This is a genomic window from Serratia sp. TSO36 (genome assembly GCF_057808395.1).
This window is the reverse complement of the sequence record NZ_JBJZOU010000015.1, coordinates 16,555-33,550: the sequence shown is the minus strand read 5'-3', so window position 1 is coordinate 33,550 and position 16,996 is coordinate 16,555. Positions and strand designations below refer to the sequence as shown.

Annotated in this window: 17 protein-coding genes; 6 read left to right on the top strand and 11 right to left on the bottom strand. The window is 59.9% G+C overall.

The annotated features are described in order from the left end of the window. Window positions 1-8: 8 nt before the first annotated feature. Window positions 9-512, bottom strand: a complete 504-nt coding sequence (tpx, locus tag ACK3CV_RS13615) for a thiol peroxidase (protein ID WP_004930536.1) — start codon at window positions 510-512, stop codon at window positions 9-11. 225 nt (window positions 513-737) lie between these two features. Between tpx and ycjG the strand changes: the two genes are divergently transcribed. Next, a complete protein-coding gene (ycjG, locus tag ACK3CV_RS13610) occupies window positions 738-1,712 on the top strand; it encodes an L-Ala-D/L-Glu epimerase (RefSeq protein WP_103773618.1) in 975 nt (324 codons plus the stop codon). Between the two features lie 3 nt (window positions 1,713-1,715). On the opposite strand, the gene mpaA is transcribed toward ycjG, so the two are convergent. Further along, entirely contained in the window at window positions 1,716-2,423 is a 708-nt protein-coding gene (mpaA, locus tag ACK3CV_RS13605) for a murein tripeptide amidase MpaA (protein ID WP_033648445.1), read from the bottom strand. 206 nt (window positions 2,424-2,629) lie between these two features. Between mpaA and ACK3CV_RS13600 the strand changes: the two genes are divergently transcribed. Continuing rightward, on the top strand, window positions 2,630-2,980 hold the full coding sequence (locus ACK3CV_RS13600; protein WP_015378006.1) for a hypothetical protein: 351 nt from the start codon (window positions 2,630-2,632) through the stop codon (window positions 2,978-2,980). Between the two features lie 157 nt (window positions 2,981-3,137). Further along, window positions 3,138-4,772: a peptide ABC transporter substrate-binding protein gene (locus ACK3CV_RS13595; RefSeq protein WP_033648444.1), complete on the top strand. Its 1,635-nt coding sequence runs from the start codon at window positions 3,138-3,140 to the stop codon at window positions 4,770-4,772. Window positions 4,773-4,930: 158 nt separating this feature from the next. Here the strand turns inward: ACK3CV_RS13595 and ACK3CV_RS13590 are convergent, their stop codons facing one another. From ACK3CV_RS13590 to ACK3CV_RS13580, 3 genes are all read right to left on the bottom strand, one after another. Beyond that, window positions 4,931-5,179 (bottom strand): hypothetical protein, encoded by a 249-nt coding sequence (locus ACK3CV_RS13590; protein ID WP_077038575.1) that lies wholly within the window; start codon window positions 5,177-5,179, stop codon window positions 4,931-4,933. 194 nt (window positions 5,180-5,373) lie between these two features. Beyond that, a complete protein-coding gene (locus tag ACK3CV_RS13585; protein ID WP_424540214.1) occupies window positions 5,374-6,411 on the bottom strand; it encodes a hypothetical protein in 1,038 nt (345 codons plus the stop codon). 5 nt (window positions 6,412-6,416) lie between these two features. Continuing rightward, window positions 6,417-7,226 carry a hypothetical protein gene (locus ACK3CV_RS13580; RefSeq protein ID WP_239504655.1) on the bottom strand — a complete coding sequence of 270 codons (810 nt, stop codon included), beginning with the start codon at window positions 7,224-7,226 and terminating at the stop codon, window positions 6,417-6,419. A 50-nt stretch (window positions 7,227-7,276) separates the two neighbouring features. On the opposite strand from ACK3CV_RS13580, the gene zntB reads away from it, so the two are divergent. Beyond that, window positions 7,277-8,260, top strand: a complete 984-nt coding sequence (gene zntB / locus ACK3CV_RS13575; RefSeq protein WP_033634675.1) for a zinc transporter ZntB — start codon at window positions 7,277-7,279, stop codon at window positions 8,258-8,260. A gap of 219 nt (window positions 8,261-8,479) precedes the next feature. On the opposite strand, the gene ACK3CV_RS13570 is transcribed toward zntB, so the two are convergent. The 3 genes from ACK3CV_RS13570 to nifJ all read right to left on the bottom strand — a co-directional run bounded on the left by ACK3CV_RS13570 (window position 8,480) and on the right by nifJ (window position 13,723). Next, on the bottom strand, window positions 8,480-8,878 hold the full coding sequence (locus ACK3CV_RS13570; protein WP_164040405.1) for a VOC family protein: 399 nt from the start codon (window positions 8,876-8,878) through the stop codon (window positions 8,480-8,482). A gap of 146 nt (window positions 8,879-9,024) precedes the next feature. Beyond that, complete coding sequence (gene ttcA, locus ACK3CV_RS13565; protein ID WP_164040407.1) at window positions 9,025-9,963, bottom strand: tRNA 2-thiocytidine(32) synthetase TtcA; 939 nt, start codon at window positions 9,961-9,963, stop codon at window positions 9,025-9,027. Between the two features lie 226 nt (window positions 9,964-10,189). Continuing rightward, window positions 10,190-13,723 (bottom strand): pyruvate:ferredoxin (flavodoxin) oxidoreductase, encoded by a 3,534-nt coding sequence (gene nifJ / locus ACK3CV_RS13560; protein WP_164040538.1) that lies wholly within the window; start codon window positions 13,721-13,723, stop codon window positions 10,190-10,192. A 238-nt stretch (window positions 13,724-13,961) separates the two neighbouring features. Here nifJ and ssmE point away from each other — a divergent pair, with 238 nt between their 5' ends. Both ssmE and ACK3CV_RS13550 read left to right on the top strand, forming a co-directional pair. Then, window positions 13,962-14,294 carry a multidrug efflux SMR transporter SsmE gene (gene ssmE / locus ACK3CV_RS13555; RefSeq protein WP_033634669.1) on the top strand — a complete coding sequence of 111 codons (333 nt, stop codon included), beginning with the start codon at window positions 13,962-13,964 and terminating at the stop codon, window positions 14,292-14,294. A gap of 499 nt (window positions 14,295-14,793) precedes the next feature. After that, window positions 14,794-15,048, top strand: a complete 255-nt coding sequence (locus ACK3CV_RS13550; RefSeq protein ID WP_015377999.1) for a DUF333 domain-containing protein — start codon at window positions 14,794-14,796, stop codon at window positions 15,046-15,048. Window positions 15,049-15,077: 29 nt separating this feature from the next. Here the strand turns inward: ACK3CV_RS13550 and hslJ are convergent, their stop codons facing one another. The 3 genes from hslJ to ACK3CV_RS13535 form a co-directional block, all read right to left on the bottom strand. Further along, window positions 15,078-15,506 carry a heat shock protein HslJ gene (gene hslJ, locus ACK3CV_RS13545; RefSeq protein ID WP_039565951.1) on the bottom strand — a complete coding sequence of 143 codons (429 nt, stop codon included), beginning with the start codon at window positions 15,504-15,506 and terminating at the stop codon, window positions 15,078-15,080. A gap of 50 nt (window positions 15,507-15,556) precedes the next feature. After that, window positions 15,557-16,549 (bottom strand): 2-hydroxyacid dehydrogenase, encoded by a 993-nt coding sequence (locus tag ACK3CV_RS13540; RefSeq protein ID WP_016927571.1) that lies wholly within the window; start codon window positions 16,547-16,549, stop codon window positions 15,557-15,559. Window positions 16,550-16,691: 142 nt separating this feature from the next. Further along, entirely contained in the window at window positions 16,692-16,982 is a 291-nt protein-coding gene (locus ACK3CV_RS13535; protein ID WP_033648435.1) for a putative quinol monooxygenase, read from the bottom strand. Between the last annotated feature and the right edge of the window lie 14 nt (window positions 16,983-16,996).

The following is a 16,996-nucleotide window of genomic DNA, read 5'->3' as shown; positions in this document are numbered from 1 at the left end:
CGGCTTTATTATTTCAGCGCAGCCAGCGCCGCGTCGTAGTCCGGCTCGGTGGTGATTTCGTTCACCAGCTCGCTGTACAGCACGTTGTCCTGGCCATCCAGCACCACGACTGCACGCGCGGTCAGGCCCGCCAACGGGCCTTCGGCGATTTCGACGCCGTACGCCTGCTTGAACTCGGCGCCGCGCAGGGTGGACAGGGTGACCACGTTGCTCAGGCCTTCCGCGCCGCAGAAGCGAGACTGCGCGAACGGCAGATCGGCGGAGATGCACAGCACCACGGTGTTATCCAGGCCGCTGGCCAGCTGGTTGAATTTACGCACCGACGTCGCGCAGACGCCGGTATCGATGCTTGGGAAGATGTTCAGGACTTTGCGTTTACCCGCGAAGCTGCTCAGCGCTACGTCTGACAGGTCTTTGGCAACCAGTGAGAAGGCCTTGGCCTGTTCGCCCTGCTGTGGCAGTTTGCCCGCTACGCTGACCGGATTGCCTTGAAAATGTACTGTCTGAGTCATTGCTAGATTCCTTTTACAGGTGTTTATACAAAGGGTATGAACCTGATGAAACGGCGCACCGGCAACGGCATTTAACATCAGGTTCACACCCTGGCGCCAGTTTATGACAACCGGGGCGGATTGGATATCAAAGTTTGCTAAATAGTTGTATATATTAGGCTGTTCTATAAAACATCACCGGCGCATCAGCCTGGCTGAATGCGCAGTTTTCGCTCAGGAGCCGTTATGAGAGACATGCGTTTTTACCCGGAAGCCTGGCCGCTGCATACCGCCTTCGTGATTGCGCGCGGCAGCCGCACCGAAGCCCGGGTGGTGGTGGTCGAAATCGAACAGCAGGGCGTGCGCGGCACCGGTGAATGCACGCCGTACCCGCGTTACGGCGAGAGCGAGGAATCGGTGATGGCGCAGCTGGCAGAGATGGCGCCGGCGATCGCACAAGGCATAACCCGCGAGCAGCTGCTGGCGCAGATGCCGGCGGGTGCCGCCCGCAACGCGCTGGATTCGGCACTGTGGGATCTGGAGTGCCGCCTGCACGGGCAGAGCCTGTGGCAGCGCAGCGGCGTGGCGGCTCCGGCGCATATCCGTATGGCGCAGACCGTCAGCATCGGCACGCCGGAAGCGATGGCCTTCGCCGCGCGCGAACTGGAGCGGCAGGGTGCCACGCTGCTGAAGATCAAACTCGACGATCACTATATCAGCGAACGACTGGTGGCGATCCGCGCTGCGGTGCCGCAGGCGACGCTGATCGTCGACGCCAATGAGTCCTGGCAGGCGGAAGGGCTGGCGGCGCGCTGCCAGCTGCTGGCCGATCTCGGCGTGGCGATGCTGGAGCAGCCGCTGCCGGCCGGTGACGACGCCGCGCTGGAGCACTTTATTCATCCGCTGCCGATCTGCGCCGATGAAAGCTGCCACACCCGCGCCGATCTGCCGCAGCTGGCGCAGCGTTATCAGATGGTCAACATCAAACTGGACAAAACCGGCGGCTTGACCGAGGCGTTGGCGCTGGCGCAGGCCGCGCGCGAACAAGGGTTCGACATCATGCTCGGCTGCATGTTGTGCACGTCGCGGGCGATATCCGCCGCCTTGCCGCTGGCGCCGGCGGCGCGCTTCGTCGATCTGGACGGCCCGACCTGGCTGGCGCGTGACGTCGAGCCAGGCCTGGCGTTCGAATGCGGGGCGATCGTCGATATCGCCCCGTAAGGATTAATTCGGGTAGGTCAGCAGCTCGGTCATCGCGTCGATGTAGCGCTCGCTGGCGGCATCGGCGGAGATCGGCGGGAATTCGGCGGTGATGCACGGCAGCGACAGATCCGCGCACCAGCTGCCGAACGAACCGGGCGTTTCATAACCGACGCTGGTCACCAGTGGCAGTTCGAACTTGTGCGCCAGCCAAACGCCGAGCCGCGAGCTGGCGGGATCTTCGATGCAGGCCAGCGGCTCATGGAACGACACCACCCAGTGGGGCTTCAGGCGATGGATCAGGTGACACAGCGCCTGGGTTTCCGGTTCGGAACCGGGGCGCCCGCCGGTGGAGAGCTTGACGTCGCGCACCGGCGCCGCGCTGTTCCAGCGGTAGACGGTGTCGCCGGAACGCCAGTTGGCGGCCGGGAAGTTGCGGTTCAGATCGACGCCGTTGGCATTGGCGCGCAACCCCAGCTGGCAGCCGTCGGGGTTGACCGCCAGCACCACGTGATGCCGCAGCCGCTCGGGGGCGATGCTGCGCAGCGCGCAGGACAGGGTCACGATGGCGGCGCTCTCATCGCCGTGGGTGCCGGCGATGATCAGCCCGGTCTGCGGGCCGCTGCTCGCCGCCGGGAAATAGAGCAGCGGCGCGCCCAGCAGCGAGCTGCCGTAGTTCTCTCCTGCGATGGCCAACTGGCCACGTTCACTGCGTGGTCGATGTTCGGTCATGGTGTTGTCCCTGGATTAAAGGTCGAGAGTCATTGTCATTTTATTCAGTGTATTACGCTTTGAGACATCTTTCCCATCGCAATTGTGCGGCGTTTGCGCGATCTGTGACGCGGCGGCGGCGAAAACGCCAATTAAACCGCACCTGGCCTGACGCTGTTGTTATACTAACGGCAGTGCTAAGCCAATCACCCGCAAGAGGATTTAACATGCCAGTAGCCAGAATCATCGCCAGCTATAGCGAAAATGAAAATGACACCATCACGCTGCTGTGCGGCGTGGACGCTGAAAACCAGATCCGCCAGGGGGAGTGGTTCGGCGTGGTGAAAAACGACGACGGGCGCGGGGATGAATCGAACTATCCGTTCACCCTGCATATCGATTACCAGAAAGATGCCTTCTACCTCGATTACGGCTACGACGACGCCGACGCGCGCCAGCTGCAAAAAACCGATATCTCGGCCCGTCCGCTGGCCGAGAAAGGCTTTTTCACCGTGTTCGATGAAGAAGAGGGCGAAGAGTTCAGCTACCGCATCAACAGCATCCACCTGTACGACTGACGGTCGCCGCTGCAAACACTGCCCGTGCCGCCCCGCGCCGCACGGGTTTTTTATCGCCTGAATCGCACTTTTTGCAACTTCTCGGCCGTGAGCGCTAGGCCGGACGGATCTTGTGCTATATGATAAAAAATTCAGACGGTTAACGGGGAAAATCATAATGACGGGAAGAAAAATGCAACGGGGTTTTCGTTTGGCGCTTTGCGCAGCGGCGATCGGCGCCTGTATGAGCAGCGCCATGGCGGCGCAGGTTCCCCCGGGCACCGCGCTGGCGGCCAAACAGGAAATCGTGCGCCACATTAAAGACGAACCGGCCTCGCTCGATCCGATCAAAGCGGTTGGCCTGCCGGAGGCCCAGCTGGCGCGCGATCTGTTCGAAGGGCTGGTCAATCAGGACGCCAACGGGAAAGTGATCCCCGGCGTGGCCACGCGCTGGCAGACCAGCGACAACCAGACTTACATTTTCCATCTGCGTAAAGACGCGCGGTGGTCAAACGGTGACCCTGTCACGGCGAAGGATTTCGTCTACAGCTGGCAGCGGCTGGTCGAGCCGAAAAACCTGTCGCCGTTCGCCTGGTTCGCGCAGCTGGCGGGGATCCAGAACGCCGAGCAGATCATCAGCGGCAAATTGCCGGCCGATCGCTTGGGCGTGTCGGCGCCGGACGACTACACGCTAAAAGTGCAGCTGGACAAACCGGTGCCTTATTTCGTCAGCCTGACGGCCAACTTCAGCCTGTTCCCGGTGAATCAGGCAGTGGTGGAAAAATACGGCAACGACTGGACCAAGGTCGGCAATCTGGTGGGAAACGGCGCGTTCAAACTGCAGGAGCGGGTGGTGAACGAGAAGCTGGTACTGACGCCTAACGATCATTACTGGGATCATGCGCATACCGTGCTGACCAAAGTGACCTTCGTACCCATCAACCAGGAATCCAACGCTACCAAGCGTTACCTGGCAGGTGACATCGATATCACCGAATCCTTCCCGAAAAACATGTATCAGAAGCTGCTGAAAGACATTCCGGGGCAGGTGTATACGCCGGATCAGCTGGGCACCTATTACTACGCGTTCAACACCCAGCGCGCGCCGACCAACGACGTGCGGGTGCGCCAGGCCTTGTCCTATGCCATCGATCGCAAGATTATCGCCGAAAAAGTGCTGGGCACCGGCGAAAAACCGGCCTATCACTTCACGCCGGACGTGACCGCCGGGTTTAAACCGGAAGTGAGCTTGCTGCAACAGCAATCGCAGGCGGAGTTGGACGCGCAGGCCAAGGCGTTGCTGCAGGCGGCCGGTTACGGCCCGAACAACCCGCTGAAGCTGACGCTGCTGTATAACACCTCGGAAAGCCACCAGAAGATCGCCATCGCCGTGGCCTCGATGTGGAAGAAGAAGCTGGGGATTGACGTCAAGCTGCAGAACCAGGAATGGAAAACCTACATCGACAGCCGCAACACCGGCAATTTCGACGTGATCCGCGCCTCCTGGGTAGGTGACTATAACGAAGCGTCGACCTTCCTGTCGCTGCTGACCTCAACCCACAGCGGCAACATCGCCAAGTTCAAGAACGCGGACTATGACAAGCTGCTGGCGCAGGCGGGGAGGGAAACCAATCCGGCGGCGGTGACCGCCGATTACAACAAGATGGAGCAGATCATTGCCGACCAGGCGCCGATCGCGCCGATTTACCAGTACACCAACGGCCGCCTGATCAAACCATGGGTAAAAGGCTACCCGATCACCAACCCGGAAGACGTGGCCTACAGCCAGACGATGTATATCATCAAACACTGAGTCGATTTATTTATCGCCCCCGTCTAATGCGGGGGCTTTATTTTTTTCGACGATGAAACTAAGAAGGTAATTAATTATCCCACGCGATAAACCCCGTTTAATAATAAACAGGGTTGCCATCATCACAGTATTTTTGCTATTTCAGAGAATGGTTATGCTTATAGACAGTCCCGCATGGCATCCACCACCACCCGGCCGCTCATGTCGGTTTGAGTGATGCGGTAACTGGTGGGATAGGAGCGACGGGTGCTGAAACGATCGTGGACGGAGACCTTGCCAATCAGCAGGCCGGCGGCGTTCTTCACCACAAACTCACTGATCTCTTCCTGGCCCTGGTTTTGCAAATGGATATTGCTGATTTTTTCCAGCGTATCGCTGGCGTTTATTTTTAAATGGTCGCGTAACATAACTACCTCCTCGTAGTGAGAAAAGTATATGCCCCTAAAATTTGCGCTGAAACAGCTTTGTGTTGATTTATTATTATCATTTTGAATTAAAATTGATAGCAATATGTTAAGTCATAATAATAACGGCATTGCCAGCGCTTTATCGGCGATATTGTCTGATTTATCGGCAAGGGTTTATTTCATTGCCGTTATTATTAGTCTGCATTAATGGGGAAAAGCGCCTGCCTGGCCGCCGGGGCGGGAAATACGCAGGCGACGTTGTGCCCGCAGCCGGGAACGATCGTTAACCGATGCGGCTTCTCCGGCGCCAGGTAACGCCGATCGTAGTCGGCGTAGGCCAGGGCGCGCTGCAATCGATAGGGGCCCTGCAGCTGGGCGGTGCAGGATTTGTCGAGGATCCGATAGTAGGCACCCGGCGCGGTGCCGGTATCACCGGCGGCGGCCAGGTAGGAGATATCGGCGGCGGCGTAACGCCGGCGGGCCGCGTCGGCGGTGCGCTGCAGGTGAGCGGGCAGCGCTTCCAGGCCGTATTTCCACCGGTTGGCCTGCGGACAATGGCCGGCGTCCAGCGTTTGCCAGCGAAAACGGCAGGTTTCTTCACTGCTGCAGTTTCCCCAACTGGTGGGCAGAGGGCGCAGGCGATCAAAATAGAGCCAGCTGCCGGGATCGGCCACCACATAGCGCAGACGCACTCCGCGTGGCGGCTGGGCAAAGCCGACATAATGCTGCACGAACTGGGCGCCGGCGGAAAAACCGGCCACGGTTATCGACTGCAGCGACGGCCAGCGCCGTTTCAAATCGGCCAGCAGGTTATCCATGGCGTTGAACGAACCGGTCTTCCCGCCATTATCCAAGCCGCCCTCGACCCAGGAGCCGCAGCGCCACAGGGCGTCGCCGTCTTGCGGCTGGGGCAGACCGGCGGAATGGCAGTGGGCGGCGAGTTTTACCGGTACCTGAAACAGCGGGGCGACCAGCAAGCTGCTGTCTCCTGCTCCCTGCGCGGCGTCGATCGCCGCTTGCAACGTTCTGGCGGCGTCGCGTGGGTGGCCGTGCATCACCACCAGTGCGCTACGCGGCTGGGGGGATCGGGCGTGAGCGACAAAATAAGGCAGGGAACCGGCCGCCGTCGGCGCGCGATAGGGCGTGGCGAGGCGCTCCAACACCGGCTCTGCACGAACCGATTGGCCGAACAGCAGCAGGGCGGCCATTGCGATGCACCGCAGGCGGCGCATTCTCGTCAGACTCGGCGCAGCGCAGTGCGCATTTGTCTCAGGACTTCCCGGCATCGTTGTTCCTCACGCGCTCGTTGGTAGTAGCGATAAAAGGCGCGTTCCGAGCTGAGGTTACCCGCGCGTTCCAGCTGTCTGAAGGTCAGGTATGCCAGGCTGAGCATAATGATAATAAATAATAAGCCGGGGAACAGCAGCTGCCAGCCGTCGGTGATGCGCGCATTAGGCAGATAGCTGAGTGAATGGGGCGTAATCAATACCCCTGACTGTTGCAGTCCCCATTGAGTCAACGCGGGGAACAGTACCAGCAGCGTGACGAACAGCAAATACAGCAAAAAATAGCGGCACGAAAGCAGGAAACGTTTGAAAGCGTTATTGGCGTTTGGCCGCAAAACGAAGCCCGCGGACGTGGCGCGCAAGATTTGCTGGCGGCCACCGGTGAAGCGATAACGCTCCAGCGCCGCTACGCTGTCCGGCAATGCCAGCAGCAGTTGCAGCGCAGTAAGGCCGGCGCTGCTATTGCCGAGATAGTCGCGAAATCGCAACAGGCGTATGGGGGCGCTCTGGCGCTTCTCGACGGATTCGAGCAGGTTCAGCAGCTTATCGCGGTTTTCCCGCCGAATGCGAAAAGGGGTTTTGACGACGGCGATAAACAGCGTAATGACGGTCGGTAAGACGATTTTCAAAATATCCGCGGCGCTGATTTGTAACATGCGAGTCTCCTCTCGGGCTGTCTTGCGTTCCTTGCGGCAGAAGTATAGACCACGCTTGCGGGACAACGTGAAAACTGGCGTTACAGCTTGGCCTTTGATCTCCAAGGCGTTAACGCTAGACTCAGCAACATAAGCAAGACTGAGGGGATAAATGAATGGATGTGATTGAGGGGAGCGAGCTGCAGATCGCCGATGCGGTTTACGCCTACCAGCTGGACGGCAAGGGCGGCGTCACGCCGATCGAGCAGGGTGACAAGATCACCTGCGACGCGCCGTGCTGGCTGCATCTTGATTACGCGCACCCGGCCAGCGCCGAATGGCTGAGCACCACGCCGCTGCTGCCGGACTCGGTGCGCGAAGCGCTCTCCGGCGAAAGCTCACGGCCGCGCGTCAGCCGCCAGGGCGAAGGCACCATGATCACCCTGCGCAGCATCAACTTCAACGCCAATTCCCGGCCGGACCAGCTGGTCACCATTCGCGTGTACATCACCGATAAACTGATTGTCTCTACCCGACACCGCAAGGTGTATTCCATCGATCAGGTGGTGAACGATCTGCAAAGCGGCGCCGGGCCGACCAACAGCGGCAGCTGGCTGGTGGATATTTCCGATGCGTTGACCGACCACACCAGCGAATTTATCGAGGATCTGCACGACAAGATCATCGATCTGGAGGACGCTTTGTTGGAGCAGCAGGTGCCGGAGCGCGGCCAGCTGGCGCTGATCCGTAAACAGCTGATCGTGCTGCGCCGCTATATGGCGCCGCAGCGCGACGTCTTCGCGCGGCTGGCCAGCGACCGCCTGCCGTGGATGAGCGACGACGATCGCCGCCGCATGCAGGACATCGCCGATCGCCTGGGGCGGGGATTGGACGATCTGGACGGCAGCATCGCGCGCACCGCCATCTTGTCCGACGAAATCACCACGGTGATGGCCGATGCGATGAACCGCCGCACTTACACCATGTCATTGTTGGCGATGGTATTTCTGCCTACCACCTTCCTGACCGGGTTGTTCGGGGTCAACCTTGGAGGCATTCCGGGCGGCGGCAATCCTCTCGGTTTTGCGGCGTTTTGCCTGATGCTGGGCGGGTTGGTACTTGGCGTCGCCTGGTGGCTGAAGCGCAGCCGCTGGCTGTAGGCAAAAATGACGAAAACCCGGTTAACATTGAGCAATATCAACATTTAGCCGGGGGAAATGGGGCATGATCTCTCTCGCAGGTGAATGCAACGTCAAGCGATGGGCGTTGCGCTCCATAATTGTCTTACTTTCTTATTTTTGAATTACTGCATAGCACATTTGATTCGTACAATGCCGGTTTAATCACCGGCATTTTTTTATTCGGCTTTCCTCGCTTCTTCAGGCCGCGCTTTCATCCCAGAAGCTGGCTTCAATCTTGTGCCCATCCAAATCACGGACAAAGCAGCCGTAGTAAGCCTCGCCGTAGTGCGGCCGCGAACCGGGCGCGCCTTCATCGGCGGCGCCGGCCAGCAGCGCCTGGCGATGGAATTCATCCACCTGTTGCTTGCTGGTGGCGAAAAAACCGACGTGCGTGCCGTTGCCGGGCGAGGCCCGCCGGCCGTCGATCGGCACCTGCAGCCAAAACTCCGGATAGTCGCGGCCGTAACCGATGGCGCCGGGATGCTCCAGCACGCGTCGGCAACCCAAGGCGGCCAGCGTGCGATCGTAAAAGGCGGCGGCGGCCTCGAAATCGTTGGAGCCCAGCGAGACGTGGGACAGGCAGGGGGTGATATTCATTGCGCGATCTCCATGTGACTGTATAAATAAACAGTATAGGGTAAAAACGGCACCGCCCAGTAAATTTTGCGCAAACTGTGAACAGGATCGAGATCGTCGAGAGAGGGGAATGTCGCCGCTTGCAGAGGGCAAGCGGCGAGAGGGGCTTATTTGATTTCCAGCACGTTCAACCGCTCTGGCGCTGGCACCGCGTCGTCTGAGTCTTCCGGCTGCCAACCGACGGGCTGCATCGGGATGTCTTCGCGATCGAAGGCCAAATCGCCGCCGTCCACCACGGCGCTACCGTGGTGAATGCCTTTGAAATCGAACAGATTGATGTCGCTCAGGTGCGAAGGCACCACGTTTTGCATGGCGCTGAACATGGTTTCCAACCGACCAGGGTAACGCTTGTCCCAGTCGCGCAGCATATCGCCGATCACCTGGCGCTGCAGGTTAGGCTGCGAGCCGCACAGGTTGCACGGAATGATCGGGAAGGCTTTGGCGATAGAGAAACGTTCGATGTCTTTCTCGCGGCAGTAGGCCAGCGGGCGGATCACCACGTGCTTGCCGTCGTCGCTCATCAGCTTGGGCGGCATGCCTTTCATCTTGCCGCCGTAGAACATGTTGAGGAACAGCGTCTGCAGAATGTCGTCGCGGTGGTGGCCCAGCGCGATCTTGGTGGCACCCAGTTCGGTGGCGGTGCGGTACAAAATGCCGCGGCGCAGGCGCGAGCACAGTGAACAGGTGGTTTTGCCTTCCGGGATCTTGTCTTTAACGATGCTGTAGGTGTTCTCTTCGACGATCTTGTACTCCACCCCCAGGCTTTCCAGGTAGGCGGGCAGAATATGCTCCGGGAAGCCGGGCTGCTTCTGATCGAGGTTCACCGCCACCAGGGAGAAGTTGACCGGCGCGCTCTGCTGCAGATTGCGCAGGATCTCCAGCATGGTGTAGCTGTCTTTACCGCCGGACAGACAGACCATGATGCGGTCGCCTTCTTCAATCATATTGAAATCGGCGATCGCTTCGCCCACGTTGCGGCGCAGGCGTTTTTGCAATTTGTTGAGGTTGTATTGCTCTTTTTGGCTAACGGATTGCTTTTCTGACATTTAAATCGTGCTCATTCTCAATGGGGGGCACTAGGGGCATGGCGTTGTAGCCGCGAGTTTACCATTCAACTGGCCGCTTTTGATCATTATTCATCATCCTGCTGCCACGCGCCCGACGCGAGGCCTGTATGGTACGGATTGCGCGCAGGAATGCCAGCGGGTTTTTGCTGCGGCTGACGCCGGCGGTAAAAGAACAGGGCGCGAATCGCTCGCGCCCTGAGGGAGGTTACTCTGCGGCAGATTTTTCCGCCTTGCCGGCCAGCAGGCTGAGGAAATCGTATTTCTCCTGCAGCTCTTTCTCGGCGGCCTGATACAGCGCGCTGGCCACTTCCGGCTGCTGCGCGTTCAGGCGGCGGAAACGCTGTTCTTTCAGCAGCGTTTCCGACAGGCTGCTGTTCGGCGGCCGCGAATCCAGCGCCAATGCGGCCTTGCCCTCGGCGCTGCGGCGCGGATCGAAGCGGTACAGCGGCCAGAAGCCGGTGGCGGTCAGCTGTTTCATCTGATCGTGGCTGAGCGCCAGATCGTAGCCGTGCTCTTCGCACGGGCTGTAGGCGATGATCAGCGACGGCCCCGGATAGGCCTCGGCCTCCTGAATTGCTTTCACCGTTTGGTTGAGCTGCGCCCCCAGCGAGATCTGCGCCACGTAGACATGGCCGTACATCATCATGCTGACGCCCAAATCCTTGCGCGCCTTGCGCTTGCCGTGTTCGCCGAACTTGGTCACCGCGCCGAGCGGCGTGGCCTTCGACTGCTGGCCGCCGGTGTTGGAGTAGCACTGGGTGTCGAGCACCAGCACGTTGACGTTCTCCGTCAGGCTGAGCACGTGATCCAAACCGCCGAAGCCGATGTCGTAGGCCCAGCCGTCACCGCCGATCAGCCAGATGGATTTATCCACCAAGTAGTCGGCGCCGGCCGCCAGCTGGCGCGCGTCTTCGCCTTCGAGATTGGCCAACAGCGTGCGCAGTTCGGCGATCTGCTTACGGCGCGGCTCCGGCGCCACGTCGACCATCTGCAGGGCATTGACCAACCGCTCCGGCAGCTGCGGCGCCAGAGCATTCAGCAGGCGCAGCACTCGTGCGCGATGTTGATCGACCGTTAAACGGAAGCCCAGGCCGAATTCGGCGTTGTCTTCGAACAGCGAGTTGGCCCACGCCGGGCCGCGACCTTCGGCGTTGGTGGTGTAAGGCGTGGTCGGCAGGTTACCGCCGTAGATCGACGAGCAGCCGGTGGCGTTGGCGATCAGCAAGCGGTCGCCATAGAGCTGGGTCAACAGCTTGATGTACGGCGTTTCGCCGCAGCCGGAGCAGGCGCCGGAGTACTCGAACAGCGGCGTGATCAGCTGCGAAGTGCGAATGTCGATGCGCTCCAGCTGCGCCGGATCGATTTCCGGCAGCTGCAGGAAGAAGTCGTAGTTGTCTTTCTCCGCCGTCAGATTATCGAGGCGCGAAGCCATGTTGATGGCCTTGATCTCCGGGTTCTGGCGATCTTTCGCCGGGCAGACCTCGACGCACAGGTTACAGCCGGTGCAATCCTCCGGCGCTACCTGCAGCACGTATTTCTGGCCGCGCATATCGCGCGCTTTGACATCCAGCGACTGCAGGGAGGCGGGGGCGTGCTCCATCTCCGCCGGCTGAACCACCTTGGCGCGAATGGCGGAGTGCGGGCAGGCGGCGACGCAGTGGTTGCACTGGGTACACAGGTCGGGCTGCCAGACCGGGATCGCTTCGGCGATGTTGCGCTTTTCCCATTGGGTGGTGCCCACCGGCCAGGTGCCGTCCGGCGGGAAGGCGGAAACCGGTAGCGCATCGCCCAGCCCGGCCAGCATCGCGGCGGTGACGGTTTTGACGAAGTCCGGCGCGGCGTCCGAGACCACCGGCGGGCGCATCGGGCTGCTGGCGTCGACCGGCTGCAGCGGGATCTCGGTCAGCGCGGCGCGGGTGGCACCCAGCGCCTGCCAGTTGCGCTCGACGATCTCCTGGCCCTTGCTGCTGTAGCTGCGGGCGATGGCGTCCTGCAGCTGTTGCAGCGCCACGTCGCTCGGCAGGATCTGCGTCAGGTGGAAGAACGCCATCTGCATTACGGTATTGATGCGCGCGCCGAGCCGGCATTCGCGTGCCAGCTTGGCGGCGTTGATGATATAGAAACGCGCCTGGCGTTGGTGCAACAGCGTCTGAACCTCCTGCGGCAGGCGCGACCAGACCTCGTCGGCACCGTAAGGGGTATTGAGCAGGAAGGTGCCGCCGGTCTTCAGGCGTTCGACCATTTGGTACTTATCGATAAACTGCAGCTGGTGGCAGCCGACGAAGTCCGCGCGGCTGACCAGGTAGGCCGAGTTGATCGGCTGCTCGCTGACGCGCAGGTGCGACACCGTCAGGCCGCCGGCCTTTTTGGAGTCGTAGACGAAATAGCCCTGGGCATACAGCGGCGTGGCGTTGCCGATGATCTTGATGTTGTTCTTGGTGGCCGAGACCGAGCCGTCGCTGCCCAAACCGTAGAACAGCGCTTCCAGCGAGGCGCGCTGCGGCAGGATTTCGTCGCTTAGCGGCAGCGAAAGGCCGGTGACATCATCGAAGATGCCGACGGTGAAACGCGGGCGCGGCTGCGGCTGGGCCAGCTCGCGGAACACCGCCAGCGCGCAGTCGGGGCCGAACTCTTTCGACGACAGGCCGTAACGGCCGCCGATCACCCGCGGCAGCGTGGCGCGCTCACCCCGGCTGTAGGCTTCCGCCAGCGCGGTCATCACGTCCAGATACAGCGGCTCGGCCAGCGCGCCCGGTTCTTTGGTGCGATCGAGCACCGCGACGCTGCGCACGCTGTCCGGCAGCGCGTCGAGCAGGTATTTGGCGGAGAACGGCCGGAACAGCCGGACTTTCAGCACGCCGACTTTCTCGCCGCGGGCCAGCAGGGTGTCGATCACCTCTTCGCAGGTGCCGGCGGCGGAGCCCATCACCACCACCACGCGTTCGGCCTGCGGGTGGCCGTAATAGTCGAACGGCCGATAGTGGCGGCCGGTGAGGGCGGCGAAGGCTGCCATGGCGTCGATCACGTGCTGGCCGGTGGCGTCATACCACGGGTTGGTGGCTTCGCGCGACTGGAAATAGGTGTCCGGGTTGGCGGAAGTGCCGCGCACCACCGGATGATCCGGCGACAGCGCCCGGCTGCGGTGAACGTCGATCGCCGCCTGCGGCAGCATTTGCCGCAGCGTATCGTCGCTGAGCGGTACGATCTTGTTGATTTCGTGCGAGGTGCGGAAGCCGTCGAAGAAATGGATAAACGGCACGCGCGCGTTGAGGGTGGCGGTCTGCGAGATCAGCGCGAAGTCCTGCGCCTCCTGCACGCTGCCGGCGCACAGCATGGCGCAGCCGGTCTGGCGCACCGCCATCACGTCCGAGTGGTCACCGAAGATGGACAGCGCGTGCGTGGCTACGGTGCGCGCGGCCACGTGCAGCACAAACGGCGTCAGCTCGCCGGCCAGTTTGTACAGCGTCGGGATCATCAGCAGCAGACCCTGCGATGACGTGAACGAGGTCGACAGCGCGCCGGTTTGCAACGCGCCGTGCACGGTGGCGATCGCGCCGCCTTCCGACTGCATTTCCACTACCCGGGGGATATCGCCCCAGATGTTTTGCCGGCCATCGCCGGACCAGGCATCCGCCTGCTCCGCCATGGTGGAACTCGGCGTGATAGGGTAGATGGCAATCACTTCGTTGGTGCGATAGGCCACGGAAGCGACTGCATTATTACCATCTGTAGTTATCATCGGCGTTACCTTTTCATTGCTCTCAAAGCCGCGAAAGCGCACTTTCGCAGTAATGGAAAAAAGTCTAACAGAGGGTTTGAACGCGGCTTTATCGTGTTTGTGTGGCGGGTGACAAATCGTCAAAGGCCTATTTCCTCGTCGATTGGGGGCCGGCGGCAATAAATTGTTTTCATCGTTTAAAGACAATTTATTTCCGGCGCGTCATAATTGCGCACCGGCAAACTGACAGAAGAAAATCATGAGCGCATTTATGTATTTGACGATGGCGATAGTCGCGGAAGTGATCGCCACCACCATGTTGAAAGCCTCCGAGGGCTTTACCCGCCTGTGGCCGTCGCTGCTGGTGGTGCTGGGCTACGGCGTGGCATTTTGGGGGCTGTCGATGGTGGTCAAGAGTATGCCGCTGGGCATCGTGTATGCGATTTGGTCAGGCATGGGGATCGTGCTGGTGTCGGTCGCCGCGGTATTTGTTTATCAGCAAAAATTGGATTGGCCGGCGATCGTCGGCATGGGATTAATTATTGCCGGCGTGCTGGTGATTAATTTACTGTCGAAAGCCACGGTGCACTGAGTGTTATTTTAATGTGAAAAAAGGCCGGCGCGACAGCAAGTCGCGCCGGTTGAAGAATTCAGCCATCATTCACTGAAAATAGTGGAATGCTAATTACTTAGCGCCGCCAGCATAGACGCAAATATCGTCCTCTCCGGTAGCAAAAAATGCGCCGTTTCACTGAAAGCACGCGAAGATAATGAATAGCGATATCGCCGGAAAAACTTCCTGGTCGGCAGCGGTGACGTTATCACTTTCTGCGTGCGGCCGAAGCCTGGCAGCGGGTGGCGCCGTCACGTTTGGCACCGCGCGCCGGTGCGGAAATATTCTGCAAACAAAATAAATGTCCGGCCGACGCAAAAAAACGACAAATAATGGCTGGAATATATTTTCATTATTTATATATCGAGCTAGATTAAACAAGTTTGCATCAAAGATAGCGAAACGTGTCCGCCAAGTGACGCGCGTTATCAGCAATGGCGATTTTACACAGCGCAGTTCCGGGTTCAGGAGTGGGATAATGACGACATCAAAATGGCTGCTTGCCAGCGCCGTGCTGCTTTTAGCCGCCTGCAGCAGCAATAACGAAGAGCCAGTACAGCAGGGCAACAGTGCCAGAATCAATACGTTGCAGACCAGCGCCGGTTGCGCGGCGGTCGGCGGCGTCACCACCATCGCGCACAACCTGAACGGTGAAGCGCTGCGCATGTGCCAAATGCCGAACGGCAAGCAGTGCGAAGAACGCACGCTGGGCCTGGGCAGCTGCGCCGGGTAAGCCCGCAGCGCCAGGCCTGGCGCGCAGGATCAATACACCCAATCGCGCAGGGTGTAGATAAGCGTGTGGCCGCTGCCGTTGAGCGTCAGCTGCTGGGCGCTTAGCGTCACTTCGGCGCCGTTTTCCAGCACGGTGCCGATCACTTGATCCCAGCGGTTGCGCTGTTCATCAGGGCACAGTCTGCGCGTCGTGGCCAGCGGTTTCACCGTCAGCACGCCGTCGCGTAATTGCCCCTGGCCGAAGAAGCGGTTGCACATCGCGCCGGAGACATGCAGGTTCTCGCCGAACTCCAGATTGAGCAGGCCGCCGCCCGCCGGTGGTTTCGCCGTTTCGCCATCCACGCTCTGCAACACGAAGTTGTGATGCAGCAGATCGCCTGGCGTGACGGCCGTATGTGGTTTCATGCTGCACCCCGCTAAAGCCAGCGCCGCAAGGGCGGCTACCGTGGTTTTTCTCATCGCGTTCTCTCAAATAAACAGGGCGCCGCAAGGGCGCCCCGAGGTGACGCTCAGGCGTTCAACTGGTTCGGGCAGGCTTCGCCGCGATCCAACTGGCTGATGTTCTGCAGCGTGGTTTGCGAAATGCTGGTCAGCGCCTCTTCGGTCAGGAAAGCCTGATGGCCGGTAAACAGCACGTTGTGGCAGGCCGAGAGGCGGCGGAACACGTCGTCCTGAATCACGTCGTTAGACTTGTCTTCAAAGAACAGATCGCGTTCGTTCTCGTAAACGTCCATTCCCAGCGCGCCGATTTTCTGCTGCTTCAGCGCGTCGATGGCGGCGGTGGAGTCGATCAGCGCGCCGCGGCTGGTGTTGATCACCATCACGCCGTTTTTCATCATCGCGAAGGCGTCGGCATTCAGCAGATGGTGGTTTTCCGGCGTCAGCGGGCAGTGCAGGGTGATCACGTCGGACTGCGCGTACAGCGTTTTCAGGTCGACATACTCCGCGCCCAGTTCCAGCGCCTGTTCGCTCGGGAACGGATCGTAAGCCAGCAGCTTCATACCGAAGCCTTTCAGAATGCGCATCGTCGCCACGCCGATTTTACCGGTGCCGATCACGCCGGCGGTGCGGTTGTGCATGTTAAAGCCGATCAGCCCTTCCAGCGAGAAATTGGCGTCGCGGGTGCGTTGATAGGCGCGGTGAATACGGCGGTTCAGGCACATCATCATGCCTACCGCGTGCTCCGCCACGGCTTCCGGTGAGTAGGCCGGCACGCGCACCACCTTGATGCCCAGTTCTTTGGCGGCGTCCAGATCGACATTATTGAAACCGGCGCAGCGCAGGGCGAGAATTTCGACGCCCAGCGCCGCCAGTTCTTCGAGCACTTCACGGCTGCCGTCGTCGTTGACGAAGATACACACCGCCTTGCAACCGGCGGCCGTTTTGGCGGTTTTTTTGCTGAGTAAAAAGTCGAAGAATTCCAGCTCATAGCCAAACTGCTGATTCACCAGTTCGAGATATTTACGGTCATACTGTTTGGTACTGTATATCGCCAATTTCATCGTGGTTTCTCCACCGTGATTTTGTGATCAATTTAACAGATTTTAGTAAATTCGACAATTGGTTAGCAGTTTGTCCCGCGCGGGGCTTGTTCTATCAGACAGGGGAGTGAAACCGGCCCGCATTGGGCCGGTTCACGCGGTTTTAACGAGCGATTTCCGTGTAATGATGCTCATCGTAATCATGGGTCAAATAACTGTTAACGACATCGTTAAAGGCGATCCAATGAGGCGTTTTCTGGTGTGCTGAAAGCGCCGCCTTATCGTCCCAGTTTTCGATCAGCGCGTAGCTGTTCTCATCGCTCTGGCATTGCCAAAGCTGGTAAAAAGAGCAGCCGGTTTCTTTATTGGATTCCTGCACCATGGTGTTGAGCAGGCTCAGAAACGCTTGCCGCTTGGCCGGATTGACCTGAAAAAAGACGTTGAGCGTAATCATGATTGATTTCCTCG

Bases quoted from the DNA above. Each gene is read 5' to 3' on its own strand.
- nifJ (WP_164040538.1), bottom strand. From the start codon at position 13,723: ATGATAACTACAGATGGTAATAATGCAGTCGCTTCCGTGGCCTATCGC.
- ycjG (WP_103773618.1), top strand. From the start codon at position 738: ATGAGAGACATGCGTTTTTACCCGGAAGCCTGGCCGCTGCATACCGCC.
- ACK3CV_RS13590 (WP_077038575.1), bottom strand. From the start codon at position 5,179: ATGTTACGCGACCATTTAAAAATAAACGCCAGCGATACGCTGGAAAAA.
- mpaA (WP_033648445.1), bottom strand. From the start codon at position 2,423: ATGACCGAACATCGACCACGCAGTGAACGTGGCCAGTTGGCCATCGCA.
- zntB (WP_033634675.1), top strand. From the start codon at position 7,277: ATGGATGTGATTGAGGGGAGCGAGCTGCAGATCGCCGATGCGGTTTAC.
- ACK3CV_RS13535 (WP_033648435.1), bottom strand. From the start codon at position 16,982: ATGATTACGCTCAACGTCTTTTTTCAGGTCAATCCGGCCAAGCGGCAA.
- ACK3CV_RS13595 (WP_033648444.1), top strand. From the start codon at position 3,138: ATGACGGGAAGAAAAATGCAACGGGGTTTTCGTTTGGCGCTTTGCGCA.
- ACK3CV_RS13585 (WP_424540214.1), bottom strand. From the start codon at position 6,411: ATGCGCCGCCTGCGGTGCATCGCAATGGCCGCCCTGCTGCTGTTCGGC.
- hslJ (WP_039565951.1), bottom strand. From the start codon at position 15,506: ATGAGAAAAACCACGGTAGCCGCCCTTGCGGCGCTGGCTTTAGCGGGG.
- ssmE (WP_033634669.1), top strand. From the start codon at position 13,962: ATGAGCGCATTTATGTATTTGACGATGGCGATAGTCGCGGAAGTGATC.
- ttcA (WP_164040407.1), bottom strand. From the start codon at position 9,963: ATGTCAGAAAAGCAATCCGTTAGCCAAAAAGAGCAATACAACCTCAAC.
- ACK3CV_RS13550 (WP_015377999.1), top strand. From the start codon at position 14,794: ATGACGACATCAAAATGGCTGCTTGCCAGCGCCGTGCTGCTTTTAGCC.
- tpx (WP_004930536.1), bottom strand. From the start codon at position 512: ATGACTCAGACAGTACATTTTCAAGGCAATCCGGTCAGCGTAGCGGGC.
- ACK3CV_RS13600 (WP_015378006.1), top strand. From the start codon at position 2,630: ATGCCAGTAGCCAGAATCATCGCCAGCTATAGCGAAAATGAAAATGAC.
- ACK3CV_RS13540 (WP_016927571.1), bottom strand. From the start codon at position 16,549: ATGAAATTGGCGATATACAGTACCAAACAGTATGACCGTAAATATCTC.
- ACK3CV_RS13570 (WP_164040405.1), bottom strand. From the start codon at position 8,878: ATGAATATCACCCCCTGCCTGTCCCACGTCTCGCTGGGCTCCAACGAT.